We start from the raw sequence: 15436 nt of genomic DNA, 5'->3' as shown, positions 1-15436 counted from the left end.
GCCATATCTACTATTTAACGGTGACGGATATCGTAACTGTTTTTGTAGCAAATTTAGCTTTAATACTGGCCGTTCCTTTGCTAACCGCTTGTATCTTACCGTTAACAACGGTAGCAACGGATGGTTTTGAGCTTGTCCACACGACTTGATTCGTAACAGATATGGATTTGCCTGTATCATACCATGCAGTAAGGTTAACTGATGCATTCCCCCCTGGGGCTAACATGAGTTTCTTCTCGCTTGGAATCAGTTTAGTGAGTACAGGTACAACTTTAACTTCTATCGTAACTGTTTGACCTTGATATGTACCAGTCAGTGTAGTAGATCCCTCTGCAACAGCCTGTACTTTGGACCCTGTTACTTTTGCAATACTGCTATTTGAAGATTCCCATTTCATATCACTGCTAAGATTAACCGTTTTCCCACCCTCATAGGTCCCAGTCACTTGAAGGGATTTTACCTTCTTTATATTCAGTTGGAGTGATTTAAGGTTAGCCTCTATCTTTACAATATCCGCAGTTACAGCAACCGGGATCGTAATCGATTTAGTCAGATACGTACCCTTTAGCGTAGCTCTCCCCGCTGTCACTCCTTTAATTTTGCCGTTACTTATTTCTGCAACCGGGCTACTTAGGGTCCATTGAATAAATGCAGTTACATCTTGTTCTGTACCATCCTCACGAACAGCTTTTACTGTAGGTAGAACGCTCTCGCCACCTTTGCTAAGACGGAATGATTTCGTTGAGAGCTTAAGATTTAGTATCTTAGAGTCCACCTTAATCTGTGCCTCTATTTGGAAATCACCATACTTGGCTGTAATGATTGCGTCACCTGATTTCTTCGCGGTAACTTTTCCGTTCTTTATCGATGCAACCTTCTCGTTACTCGAAGTCCATACTGCTTTGCTTGTGATCTCCACAGGTTTATCGGTCTGATTATCGTATACAGCCATCACGCGAAGTTGCTTACTTTCAGATACATTTAGCTTAATCGATGTGGAATTCTCCCAGCCAATGGCTGTTAATTTCTCATTATCTGCCATCGCATTAGTTGGCAATACCGTCATAAATACTAGTACCATAACTAATAGAAAATGTATCATTTTGTTATTTCTAATCTTCAATTTCTCTCCCCCTCTCTATTTATTTCGGAAAGCTACCTGCAAAATATAATATGAATTTGATATAGTGCTAAAAAGTACTTTGGCATCTCAAAAGAAAGGTCTAAAGCTCCGCTCACAACATGAACGGGCTCTAGACCTCCTTTGTTAGAACAATTCAGACATTTGCTCTCATAGTTCACAATTACTTGGTTATTTCAGCTTGTATATTCTGAAGATCATTACGGCCATTTCTGCTCGAGTTGCCATTCCCTTTGGATGAATGTAATTTCCATCGCCAAGAACAATTCCCTCTTTGATGTGCGTAGCTACGGCCTTCACTGCATAATCAGCTACTTTGGAACCATCTTTAAATTTATTAAGCTCAGAAGCGGTCCCAGGTTCGCTTATTTTTCCTGCCTTCTGTAATGCATTAGCAATCAATACCATCATATCCTGCCTAGAGATCTCACCTTGCGGATTAAACTTCTTTCCATCTATTCCGCTGGTAATCCCTAATTGCTTGGCTATGCCAATTGCCTCGTAATAATCACTGTTCCGATCAACATCTTCAAAGTTAGCAGTAGAATCTGCTTTTAAACCCAGTGCTGTTACCAAACCTAGTATAAAATCTCCTCTGGTTACCTTTTGGCCTGGATCAAAGGTTGTTTTGGATGTTCCCTGAATAATTCCTTGGGCCGTTAATTGTTCAATAGCGTCCTTTGCCCAGGAATATTGGCTGCCAACATCACTAAAGTCACTACCGCCATTTGATGCAGCTAATGTGGATACAAGTCTCACATTACTTATTTTCGAAGTATTACCTGCAGCGTCATAAGCCACTACATAATATTTATAGGAAGTACTCGAATTAAGTCCACTATCTCTGAAATTTGTAGATGTTGTTACCTTGATCTCTTGATCATTTCGGTATACCTTGTACCCTGCTACCCCAACATTATCTTTGGAAGGTGTCCAATTCAACTCGATAGCTGAGCTGGAAACGGCCTCTGCTTTGTCGATTGTTGGTTCCATAGGCGAATCAGTATCAACTATCGTTGGAGTCCACCAGTTGCCTGACACCACAATCATACTGAGTAAGCGCAAGTTATTGCCAAAATATAAATCATCTTCGGTTGAACCCGCGGCATTATAATCCCACAATGTATTCAACCATTCCTGATTTGATGAATCGATCATAGCACTAACCATCATTGGAGCAGAGAACGTAATATCAGTGTAATCGTTCAGTGCTGCGGATCCGTCCAATTTATAACCCGCAAGAATTTTCTCGGGATCGTTATTCGTCTTGGTACGAATCCATTGGTTAAGCGCGCCCAATTGAGCTTTAGCCCGGTCATCCCCTGTTAAGAGATAATCTGTAGCAATGCGCCAAGGAATACGGGAAGAGTTATAGTTATAATCTCCATCCTGCTCTGATTCCAGAAAAATTCCGTCTGGCTCCCAATCTTGCGTACTTACTGGTTTATACTTTCCATCGGTTGTATCCTTAAATACAAAATCAGGAAGAAGACCTGCTTTTGAGCTGTAATCTTTATATAAGCTTTGAATCACGTTATACGTCTTGTCGATTACAAGATCCCAATTGCTATCCCCCGACACATTTCGGAAATCTTTCAGATGCTGAAGCATAAAATCGGACGGACGTGTTGCATTTCCATATTTCGGATCATCATCCGTGACCCAATCCGCCATTTTTAAGGTCCATTCGGAATGATTGACTTCACTTTCCATGATGGCATGAATAACTTTTTTGGCCTCCGCCAAATAGTTAATAGCTCCATTACTCCCCCATTGACTATTAGCTAGCAGAAGGGCATAAGCAATGTCCATATCGCCATCCGTAGCCGAATCGACACCATTAATATCCTTAATTTCTGTTCCTGTATCTGCTTGCTGCCAAGCCATGAGATCCGGATTGATTTCACTTGGATGTGCTCGGAAATAACGATACATCCCATCAAAATATTTCTTAGCATCAGGATCATGTCCCGCCATCAGAGAGGTAATTAACATCCCATACCCATGAGCTTCTGAGACTGTAATTTCATTCTCCTCGAACCAATCCCCATCAGCGTACCATACATAGTATTGATCACTGTTATATGGATTTTGCTTCAGGTACTTACTTTTCCACTCGTTATACAACCTTGCAACCGTGGCATCCAATTGGGCCTGTGTTAAGTGATTTGGCTTAATCGTACCTGCAGCATAAGCGGTGTGCTGCGGAAATGCCTTATGAACCCCTGCTCCAGTTGGAGATGACTTCGTCGTCACACTTATCGAGTTACTAGCCAGAGATTCAACTTCTACCGTGTTGTAAGCCTTAATCACATAGGTATATGTCTTATTCGATTCTAGTCCGGTATCTTTGTAAGATAGTTCCGTCGTAGTCCCAATCTTGCTACCGTTACGGTACACATTGTAACCTTCAGAGCTTTTAGTTCCCGCGGAAGCTGTCCAAGTCAGATTAGTCTGGAATGCCGAAGCAGCTGTGCCTTTTAAATCAGTAGGAGCTGAAGGCGGCTCAGACTTGATAGGCCCCCCCGTTGTGCTAACTTCGACTGGATTTGAATTCATTCTCGTGCCAACAGCTTTGACAATAAAATCATAATTCTTTGCTGGATTAAGATTGTCTACTGCAAAAGTATATTCACTTTGTCCTTTTACTACGGGTACATACGTACTCCAGTGCGTTTTTACCTTGTCGTTCTTCTCATAAATTCGGAACCCTCTTACCGGTTCTTTACTTGCGGAAGGAGTTTTCCATGAAAGGACTGCTTTGTTATCGTTAACCGTAACCTTCACAGCTTCTACCGAATCTGGCTTCGTATCCGTTCGCTTAATACCATAATTATCGTAAGCTATTAATCCTTTACCTACGGTGCCTGATTTCCCTTCATCTGCTACGGCCGCCGTATAAGCTGTAAAAGAAAGTACTTTATCTGTGATAGAAACATCCGTGAACATCTTCTTCTCTGGCTGTTCATCAATATCAGCAAAGTAATCGTCATATGGAATCGGATTCCCTGCTTTATCTAGTACCTCATGTGGTTCCCATTCTTCATCTAGATAATATTGATTGTTCTTATAATAGAATTTATTACCAAATGCATTGGACATGAGATACACGGTACCTTTAGGATTAATTGCATTTCCATTTTCATCAAATTGCAATTCTTCTTTCGGAATTACCTCATCATTGTACATTTGAAAGGATCTCATATACATATGATCATGAGCCTCAAACACCATATCAATGCCCATCTCGTCAAAGGCAGGGATCAGATTCTTTTTGTAAAACTCTATGCGATCACCTTCCCATTGTGCTGAGTTATCACCTGCAGCATAAGGACTCTTATGGAATGTAACGAACTTCCACTTTTTATCGCTTTTAGCAACAGCATTCTTCATCCAGGCCACCTGATCCCAGAATTGCTGATCCGCAAATTCCACATCTTTTCCATTCTCCGCAAGCTCTCCTGCGTACTGCGAATTGAAGACAAGATAGAGTGCATCGCCATATTCAAAAGAGTATACTGAACCTTTATGCGTATCAGCTACAAGCTGTTTAGGTAAATTAAAATGATTGTAGAAATTATCATTTGGCGTTGTTTCGTCTCCGTCATAATCCATAACTTCATGACCACCAAGAACAGGTACATAAGGCACCTGGAGCAATTCATCTTGGGCAACACCAAGCATCCATTGCCATTGCTCCTCTAAATCACCGTTATCCACTAAATCCCCGGCACTGATCAAGAATTTTGGAGCATCCATATAATCGATTGCCTTTCGGAATGTATCACCCCAAGGTTCAAACTCAGATTTACTGGATGCTTGTGAATCAGAACCTGCGATAAAATGGTAAGGTTGGTTAACGGCTGCATCTGTCGTAAACGAACCGATCGAACTCCAATCTTCCGCATTACCGTTGCCTACACGGAACTTATACGCAGTTCCAGGTTTAAGCTGATCTGCGATAACTTTATGACTGATAAATTTCGTTGTATGATCGGTTTCTCTATCACTTGCTTTTACATAAGTTTCAATTTCCTCTGCCTTCCCGTGATAGCTCAAACTTCCCGCTTCAGGGAATGAATTCCCTGTAACCTTGGTGGCCTCCACCACCTGTAATATGGTATCGGTCATGACATCTGTATACCAAGCTAAAGCAATACTAGTTTTAGGATCTCCGTTAAATGTCATGTTGATGGATTTTGGTGCAAGGGGTGAATCCTGAACGCGAAAACTTAAGGAAACATCTCGAACCAATGGTACGTTATCTGTACCTTTTAGGAGTTCCTTCGGGATGGTTACCTTATAAGACATCCCATATTCCAAAGTGGAATGGTCAATCTGCAAAATGTTGTGATCCACAATTTTAGGAGAAACTTTATCTAGTGTTCTGTTATTCTCATCTAGAATTGAGACAGAATGACCCTGCTTCAGAACAATCGCCTTATTGAATCTGATTTGAATGGGTACTTCGGCTGGCACATTATCAGATTCATTGGTAGGCTGTTCCAAAAGGTCTATTGTAGGAATAACGTGGGTTTTCCCTAGAATAGGATCACCAGAAACTATAATATTTCTAATTCTGCTGGAACCACCTGAACCAATGCCCTCTTCTTCGCCACCTGTGTTCTCATTGGAGCTTACGATCCAACGAATATATAGCAATTCTTGATTATCATCACCCTGCAGAAGGCGAGTATTCACCAATTTACTAGTATTTACGAATTTGTCCCTGCCCAATTTCAGATCTGTTCTTGGCACATCAATCCATGACTTCCCATCGTGGCTACTTTGTACCTTGAAGTCACGAGGTCCTGATCCAGAAGAGCTTTGTTCGGATGACAAGGTAATATTCTTATAGCCGGATGTTGATACGGTAGCTAGCCAATACTTCTTCCCATCACCGTCATCCCATCCCTGGTAGCCGATGTACTTCTCACTATCATTAAACTCCTCGAATACACCACCCACATTACGAAGGGTTGATGCTGTCTTATAGGTGCCTTTTGTTGCTAGATATACACTCTCATTCTCAGGGGTATCTTTGAACACCCATTCCGCTATAGACTCCGCACTGGATGAAGCTTTCGAACCGGGAGATTCTGGTGCAGCTGCAGCTCCAACAACATAGAATGGCAACATCGTAAGTACAAGTAACAAAGAAACGATTCGGCGTAGTCTTTTTTTCAAATTGCTGTTCATCTGCACTCTCATTCCCCTTTTCAGCAAAAGTTTAAGCGCTTTAACTTTTGTGTAATAGCAGTCCCTTGATCTTCGACATCGTCCCTCCTTTACAATACTTCTATATTAAATATAGCTTAAAAACATCAGGGTATTCTCTACATATTTTGTTATCTTAATTCATTTTCTACATATATAACTATCATATTGATATTTACATAAACTATTTTCTATTTATTCCCAAATATGATACCTTTAACGGATGGAGAACTTCTCAGACATAGATTCTGAGAAGTTCTCATTAATGAACGGAATGAACTTAGACCATCCGCTTGAAAGTAAAATAACGCCCCCGTACAGTAATCCAAAGCTACACGCCCTCACCATGCTGCTCTCGCTTACTTCTTCTGGCAGGAATCAGGATCTGAACTGAGGTGCCAATTCCCACTCGGCTAAATATAGTTACGCCATACTCTGAACCATATTGTAGCTTGATACGTTGATCAACATTTCGGATGCCATAACCTGTATTCATATGACCCTTAGGATCGAAAATTTGATCGATACGTTCCTGTCTCATACCAATACCATCATCAATGATGCGAAACAGAATACCATCCATTTCCTTACGGCCAACAATTCGAAGATGAATGTGATCTCCGCACCATGCGTGCTTCAGTACGTTCTCGATAAACGGTTGTAAAATCAGCTTGATCGTCTCATAAGGCCAGATATCTGGATCGATATCGAACAAAACCTCCATGCGGTCGCCATATTTAATTTTCTGAATCTCCAAATATGCGTTTGCCTGTTCAATTTCGGTTGGAACTGGAATCATGGTGCGACCCTCATTTAATGTCAGCCGATAAAACTTTGCTAATTCCAGCACCATCTGCTGCAACTTCTCATTCTGCCCAAACTTCGCTAATCGATTGATAGATGATAGGGTATTATATAGGAAATGAGGGTTGATTTGTGATTGCAATATTTCTAGCTCCGCTTCCTTCTTCTGTAGCTGTGTCAAATATACCTCTTTAATCAATGCTTCGATATTTTCTCCCATATCATTCAACGCGGTAGCAATCTGAGAGAATTCATCCTTACCTCGATATGACATACGTTTATGTAAATCACCTTCCCGATAGGCATTCAGTACATATACGAATTTATTAATCCGAATCGAGAAATATCTGGATATAAATATTCCAATGAAACTAAAAACAACACAACAGATGAGACACATCAAAATAATCAATAGACGTATCTTCATAGCATCTTGTTCAAGGATTGTAGTTGGAACAAGGGCGATCAATTTCCATGATTGGTTGCCAAATGCCTCACTAATCGTCAGGTAATCTTTATTTAGCTCGGCTTCATTGGCATAGTTCTCCGGTAATTCTCCAGATTGGTACAACGTCTCACCAAATTCGTTCTTGACTAGTATGATACTGCCTTTTCCTATCTTCGTATAATTGACACTATCAAATATTTCTGAAATTCCTACATTAATTCTTAGGAACCCAATCTCATTGGGTAGAAGGGGGTTGTATGTATCGATAAATCTACGGAGCAACGAGATACGATTATTGTCTACATCGCGCTCAATCTGCCACCATTTCATCGTTTCACCGTATTTTTCGGTTGGAAACTCTTTGTACCATGATTTATTAGCAATCCGTTTCATATGATAAATTTGATAGATGCTGCTATTCTCTTGGTAGCCCGTAAGCCCAGATAAATTCGAATAGATCTCAGGAATGGATTCATTCTTCAAAAATAACGACATTCCAATCTTCATACCTGTAGATTGGATCGCTACATCAAGCTTCGGAAGTACTTTCTTGGACATCCGATCGTAATTTTCCCAACCTTCTTCGTAACTCCTTAGATTCCGATAGAAATCATAATCACTATATAATTGCGTGGATATACGCGTAATTTCCTCCATTTTATAATCAATATTATCACGAAGTTGTAATAACGTACCTTTAACATTCGTACTCGTGTGTTCGCGTAATGATTCATTGTACATTGAGTGAGAGACAACACCAATCACGGATATAGGGATAATAATGCAAAACATATAGGTCAGCATTAATTTATAACCAATCGGCATATACTTATGTTTTTTTTGCTGCAGTTTCATGGAACATCATCCCCCATCACTTATCACGCTTACGATACTCCATTGGTGTCATACCATACGCCTCTTTGAACTGCCTGCTGAAATAAGGAAGGTAACGGTATCCTACCTTGCTCGCAACTTCATAGATTTTGCTCGTCTGATCCTTCAACAGTTCACAAGCCTGTTCCATTCGAAGCTGAATGAGCACTTCGCTGAACGTTTTCCCGGTTTCTTCTTTGAATAGATACCCCAAATAGTTTGGAGAAAAAGAGAACTGCTGCGCAATATCCTTAAGCGTAAAGTTCTCGCTCATCTTATCCTTCATCATTTGAATGATCTCGCGAATTAATTTATTGTTCACTGAATCTGCTTTACTTCGCAAGTACTCGGATATCTCAAAAGCCTTAAGTACGAGCCAAGAGCGAATATCTTTGATCGTATCAAATTGCAGTAAAATATCTAAACTATGTAATTCCATACCTAAAATATCAAATAGATCCTCACTAACATCCTTCAATTGCTGATCAAGCTTCCATATAATATACATGGCTAGATTATGAATCGTAAATTTGGATCTTAATCTACTTACAGATTGGAACAACTTTTCGATCTCATCATAAATAAGAACTAGCTCGTATTCCTTCATCGCTGTAAACAGCGTTTCCATGCGAGTATCCAGCATACGGGCATCAATCATTCCGGGCTCGCAGCTAACGTTTTCGTACATAATAAGATTACCTTTACCAATAAACATCTTCCCGTCAACGGCTTCCATTGCTTGCCTGTAGGATGTGTGGAGTTGCTCCAAAGCAAGGGTTGGCTTACCTATCCCCACGGTCATTGTGACAAGGAACTTTGCGCGAACCGCAGAGTATATGTCTTCAATAAATGCGTCCATCCCCTGTTCATGAATCAACAATGCGATTCGATAAGACGATACTTTGTAGCAATGAGGCATGCCATGCCTCTGACCTATTTCATTCACTTCATATAGAAAGTCCTTGGACATTTGATGTAAGGATAAATTGTCCTGTTCTTGAAACCAACTGAAATAGTCTAGCTCAAGGACCGCTACACGAACTGGCCACTCCAGCTTATCTAAGCCATATGACTTCACAAGCTTCTGCATTCCAGCTTGACGGCCCCCATCTCCCTCCCACTCCCCTTCAAACAAGCGAATCATTAAATCATTTTTAGCCATAGGGATCAAATGTTGATAAGCTTCTTCAACGTCACGTCGTTTATATTCATCATCCAAATCCTGCTTTACTTTACGAAGTGCAGCAATAAGCTCATTATCATCCATTGGCTTAAGCACGTAGCTGTACGCCTTTAATGATAATGCCTGCTTAACATAGCTGAAATCTTGGTAACCGCTTACAAATATCACACGAATATCCGATTTTTTCTCTATCGCAATCCGGGCTAACTCAAGACCCGACATATTAGGCATATTCACATCGCTAACGATAATATCTATCTCATGTTGTTCCAAAATATCACACGCGGTAAACGCGTTATTCGCCGCCTCTACGACTTCCATCCCAAGCTCGTTCCAAGGAATAAATTGTCTCATACCTTCCAGATCAAGCATCTCATCGTCTACTAATAATACGTTGTACATCAGGTGTAATCCCCCTTTGAAATGCAGTAAAAATATCAATATGAATTCTACTTCCGAATCTATTCCAGTATACCATTCATTATCTTGCCTAACAGTCTTTAAACAAAGAGTCACAAGATTTGAAACGTAAAAACGAAGGTTTGCCTAGTAGCAAACCTTCGTATTACAAATTATTAATTATTATTTCCCTAAATTCTTCTTGTTTTCTGTCCAAACCTTTGTAATGTGATCAAGGAATTTCTGATATCCAACTTTCATGGAATCGTCATGTGCTTTATCCAGAATCGCCAATGCTTCTTCATCTGTCTTCGCATACATCGATTTTGCTCTAGCGGTTAACCAAATATCTCTAACGCTTTGTCTAATAATACCTTCTTCACTGTCTGGAGCCGGATCCCAACCTAGGAACTCCGTGAAGTCACCTTGTGAAGCCCAGGTTACTTCCATTTGCGAACGGTTAATAAAGTCAACCTGGTCAGCAGGAAGAGTTGACAAGAAGTTCTTCTTCGTATTATCCAAGAACACCGTGTCACCTACCCAAGTCAAGTCACCGGCTTTACCGCTAATTTCAGCTAGGGCATCTGGATCATTTAGATATTTATCTTTATTGAATTTAGGTGTAACTCCATCTGCTTCAAATCCATCCCAATAACCATCTGGTCCTGGAGGGCCCCAGTTCAATACCATATTACCTTCTGGTCCTGTCATCCAATCAAGCATAGCGAACACAGCTTCCGGATTTTTAGCATTTTTAGTTATTGTTGCAACGTTCCAACCCAATTGATTCCACGTTCCTGGAGTAATCTTACTTGGGTCCAAGCCTTCTTTGTAAATTGGTTTAATAAACATATAACCAGCTTCTGGATCTGCCTTTTTCAACTCTTCATCAGCGGTAGCAAGCAGCTTCATTGGATCGAATGTCGCAATAACAGCAAACTTACCATTCAACGCTTTTTCTCTAATTTGGTCTTCCGTTTGTGTATTTGCATCCTGCGTCATTAACTTCTCACGCATTAATTTAGCACCATATACAACGGATTCACGGAATCCTTCATCTTTATAGATCGAATCCATTTTGTCGCCATTAGGAACGGCATAAATTCTAGTATACGATAGGTTATTCTCTTTGAAAGAGGAGAACAACTGGTCAATACCGTTACCATCTTTAGCAATACCCGTCTCGAACGGAGTTACGTCAGGGTACTTCGCCTTAACAGCTTGTAAATATGCATACAAATCATCAGTAGTTTCTAGTTTAGGAGACCCTAGTTCTTTGTAAATCTTCTTATTGATTGCATAACCGGCATTTCCGTTAGGTTGAGTTGTATAATAGTTTGGCAATTGATATATCTTTCCATCAGGAGAACGAAGCATATTTAAATGCTGCTCTGTTAAAGACTTTTTAAAGTTTGGATATTTGTCAATATACTCATCTAATGGAACTAGCATATCCGCTTGACGAAGACGTTCTACGTCAGCACCCTTTTCAGTCCATACAATATCCGGCAGCTCGTTACCAACGATCATGGTTTGCAGCTTTTGAGCATTATTGCCCCCAGAGCTAATTCCAGTGACATTGATCTTCAGATTGTCTAAGATCCACTTCGAAGCAGCATCGGCACCCCATTTCGGCATTTGATACCAGCCGTAGTTACCGTAAAAAGATACTTCAAGCGGTTCCTTCCCTAGTTCATACAATACAGGCGCAGGAGCTTCAGTAGCAGTGTTAGCCGCATTTCCTCCTTGATTCTCCGGTGTATCCGTTGCAGCTGGTGCGCTGGAATTGTTTTTGCCACCACAGCCCGCCATCAGTGTCAACACCATCAAGATGGACAACATACTGAGAAGCATTTTTCTCTTGTTCTTCACTGAATTTTCCCCTTTCAAATTTTAATCTATGTTCAAAGCAATATGCTCTAAACCCAAAACTCGTTCTATCATACTACTCTTTCAGTGATCCCACTAATACACCTTTAACAAAAAACCGCTGTAGGAATGGATACACACATATGATCGGGATGGTTGCAACCATGACCGTAGCCATCGTCAATGACTTCGACGTTATTTTCTTGGCTGCATTAATATGTGCAATGGAACTTGCATCTACATTAGCCAACTGTTCTGATGCAATATTGGAGAATAGGATCTGTCTCAAAATCGTCTGAATTGGCATTAACTCTTCTTTCGTAATGTAGATACTCGCTACGAACCATTCATTCCAGTGATTTACAGCTGTGAACAATGATAACGTTGCAATGACAGGACCGGACAATGGGACAATGATACGGAAGAAAATCCCCCAGTTACCACTACCATCAATCTTTGCTGATTCCTCCAAGCCCTGCGGAAGACCTTGAAAGAAGGTACGGAATATGATCATATTCCAAACACCTACAAGTGCAGGAATAATGAACACCCAAAATGAATTAAAGAGACCTAAATTTCTAAGGAGCATGTATGACGGAATAAGTCCGCCTCCGAAATACATGGTAATGATACACATAATCATGTAATATTTGCGTCCCATCAGCTCACGCTTTGACATCCCATAAGCAAAGATCGAAGTAGCGAATATCGAAGATACAGTACCAATCACCGTTCTTAGAATAGCAATGACGAAACCATTCATTAGACGAGAATCTTCGAATACAACCTTATAATTCTCAAGCGTAAACTGTCGGGGCCAGAAGGTCACTCCACCTTTGGAAGTATCCATCCCTTCATTAAAGGAAATAACAAGTGAATTCCAAAATGGATAGAAAGCTGAAAATGCTAGTAAGGTCAAGAATATATAGATAAACACTATAAATATGCGGTCCCCTATATTACTTCGTATCATCGTTCAGTCCTCCTAATCGAGTAATTCATTACCATAAGCTGCTACCAGCTTTTCTGGAAACGAAATTGGCAAAAGTAAGTAAGCTTACGCTGACAACGGCCTTAAATAATCCGATAGCAGTCGCATAGGAGTACCTGAAGTTATCTATACCAACACGCACAACGTATACATCAACTGAATCTGATACTTCCCTTAGAGCTGGATTGGAAGCTAGAATCAAAATATCTTCGAATCCTGCATTCACCAGATTACCGATAGCCAGAATCATGAAGATGATTACAACCGGAATAATTGAAGGCAATGTAATCAAGTATACCTGCTTGAAGCGACTTGCACCGTCCATCGCAGCAGCCTCGTATAAGTGAGGATCTACTCCAGCGATAGCGGCTAAGTATACAATCGAAGCAAAACCAATTTCTTTCCATACATTGGTTGTAACTAGAATACCCCAGAAATATTCCGACAAAGATAGGAAGTTAATCGGTTCATTAATGATGTGTAATTTCTCAAGCAACATATTAATACTGCCATTATCTACGGATAGCATCGAAGTTACCATCGAGCCGATAACAACCCAAGATAAAAAGTGTGGCAAGTAAGTAACTGTCTGAATAACACGTTTAAAAACCATTTTACGAACTTCGTTCAGCATTAACGCCAGCAGAATCGGTGCTGGGAATCCAAAAATGAACTTTAGCAAACTGATAACAATCGTATTTTTCATAACCACTGGGAACTCAGGAGAATTAAAGAAATAAGTAAAGTGCTTTAACCCAACCCAGTTACTACTTATAAAGCTTGAACCTAACTTATAATCTTGGAATGCGATAAGAATTCCGTACATGGGGATATAGGAAAATATAAAGATAAATACGAGTGCGGGAATTACCATAAGTTGTAAATCTATTTGTTTAAAAAAGCGTCTTATTCCGCTTGTTCGTTGCTTGTCGAGATTCAGTTCGGATCTCTTGTCTGGTGCGACACTTGCGTTCGCCATTTACGAATCCCTCCTACAAATCTTGATTGCCATAAATAAAAGTGCCGTTCCCCTTAGTGATAACATCTCTGACAAGTATGGATAATTCAAGCCTTATCTCTTTATGTTGGCTTACTACTCTTTCTCCCCCTCCATTGAATTACAGTTTCTTCTATTCCTTAACTTGTCGTATTACCGCGATCATGTTACCGATACGACCTTGGCTTATTTATTTCAATCTTAATATCAAAGCGCTTTCAAAGGTATATGACAAAACAACGATTATTGATACTTTGACACGTTCTTGTATTAGCCCCTATTAATTGGGCTGTAAATAATAAATAAGACACCTGCAAAGTTATCGTCTGCACGTGCCTTATTTATACTTTTCACTATTCTTGTTGGACAGCATGGATGGTTTTGACTGCCTGATCACGTTTGACAGCCTTTAAATTATTCCTTACAGGTCCAACAATGAACTTACCAAATGGCAGCTTGTTCAAATATTTCGTTGTGATCCACGCTGCACCCAAACAAGTGATATAAATCAGTGGCAACGTAATATATTGATTCATACTAGTCGCAATCGGAAGATATAGAATAACAAAGATTCTCATAATGACGCTATGTGTTAAATAAATTCCAAACGAGTGGTCCGAGATAGAAACCATAAAATCCGGAACCTTTGTTATTTTATTGGATATATAAAAAATAAGAAAAATCATGGCGGGGGTAAAAAATAAGTATCCAACACCTTTTGAACTAGAAACATTGGAAATGTCCAGGAATTTCAAAGCTAATATCGGGATTAAGGTAATTATCGGCAATGCCAACACGATCCCTTTATGTCGATTTAGGATGGCAACGAATTGATCGTAATACTTACCGCAGTAATACCCTACCGCGAAATAAAAAGCCCACCCAATAAAGGGTAACCAACTAGCATAATACCAAATATACTCTGCTGTGTTTACATTTGCGAAACCAAACGGCTTTACAAAGTTAAAGAAACCAAGATAGATAAGGTTAATGGCAAAAGAGACAGGGAGTACCACCTTGGCAGACCAGTTCTTTAATTTGTTATGTAACAGGTAATGAATCAATATAAATTGAATGATAATGATAATAAAATAGCCATTATAATCAGCCATGAATACATTTCTTAAGATTTCAATTAAGATATTATACATCGTATACGGTTCATTGTTTTCCTGTACCTTGTAGATTGAGCCAATGATCCCCATCGCAATATAGGGTGGAATTAATGTTTTGATTCGCTTCCAAATGAAATGATCGGGCAAGTCTTCTTTATAATTTTTGGCAATGAGAAATTCAGTAATAAAAATAAATATCGGGGTGCCTACATTGAAGATGAGTTTCAACCCATTCAATACAGCAGTCGGCTCATGAATTCTACTTGTGAATATTAAGGCATGAACCATCACAACAAATAGACAGCCAACGCAACGTAACAAGAGTATCTCAACAGATATCTTTTTTGCCATTCAAGTACCACCATCCTTTTTAAAGTTATTCGAATCGAATAATATTAT

8 protein-coding genes are annotated in these 15436 nt (G+C 39.9%); all 8 read right to left on the bottom strand.

Going from position 1 to position 15436, the window contains the following annotated elements; genetic code table 11:
- Positions 1–10: 10 nt before the first annotated feature.
- The 8 genes from IEW05_RS04030 to IEW05_RS03995 all read right to left on the bottom strand — a co-directional run bounded on the left by IEW05_RS04030 (position 11) and on the right by IEW05_RS03995 (position 15388).
- Positions 11–1123 (bottom strand): Ig-like domain-containing protein, encoded by a 1113-nt coding sequence (locus IEW05_RS04030; protein ID WP_188536069.1) that lies wholly within the window; start codon positions 1121–1123, stop codon positions 11–13.
- Between the two features lie 189 nt (positions 1124–1312).
- A complete protein-coding gene (locus IEW05_RS04025) occupies positions 1313–6328 on the bottom strand; it encodes an S-layer homology domain-containing protein (protein ID WP_229753248.1) in 5016 nt (1671 codons plus the stop codon).
- A gap of 361 nt (positions 6329–6689) precedes the next feature.
- Positions 6690–8465 (bottom strand): sensor histidine kinase, encoded by a 1776-nt coding sequence (locus IEW05_RS04020; RefSeq protein WP_188536067.1) that lies wholly within the window; start codon positions 8463–8465, stop codon positions 6690–6692.
- Between the two features lie 16 nt (positions 8466–8481).
- Complete coding sequence (locus tag IEW05_RS04015; RefSeq protein ID WP_188536065.1) at positions 8482–10068, bottom strand: response regulator; 1587 nt, start codon at positions 10066–10068, stop codon at positions 8482–8484.
- Positions 10069–10248: 180 nt separating this feature from the next.
- The gene (locus IEW05_RS04010; protein ID WP_373285821.1) at positions 10249–11919 is read right to left on the bottom strand and encodes an extracellular solute-binding protein; all 1671 of its coding nucleotides are present in this window, start codon (positions 11917–11919) and stop codon (positions 10249–10251) included.
- 91 nt (positions 11920–12010) lie between these two features.
- The gene (locus tag IEW05_RS04005; protein ID WP_188536061.1) at positions 12011–12907 is read right to left on the bottom strand and encodes a carbohydrate ABC transporter permease; all 897 of its coding nucleotides are present in this window, start codon (positions 12905–12907) and stop codon (positions 12011–12013) included.
- Between the two features lie 28 nt (positions 12908–12935).
- Positions 12936–13904, bottom strand: a complete 969-nt coding sequence (locus IEW05_RS04000) for an ABC transporter permease (RefSeq protein WP_188536059.1) — start codon at positions 13902–13904, stop codon at positions 12936–12938.
- Positions 13905–14275: 371 nt separating this feature from the next.
- Positions 14276–15388, bottom strand: a complete 1113-nt coding sequence (locus IEW05_RS03995) for an acyltransferase family protein (protein WP_188536057.1) — start codon at positions 15386–15388, stop codon at positions 14276–14278.
- Positions 15389–15436: the final 48 nt, after the last annotated feature.

Origin of the sequence: Paenibacillus segetis, from assembly GCF_014639155.1 — a bacterium.
GTDB classification, from domain to species: Bacteria; Bacillota; Bacilli; order Paenibacillales; family Paenibacillaceae; genus Fontibacillus; species Fontibacillus segetis.
This window is presented reverse-complemented; position numbering and strand designations above follow the sequence as displayed.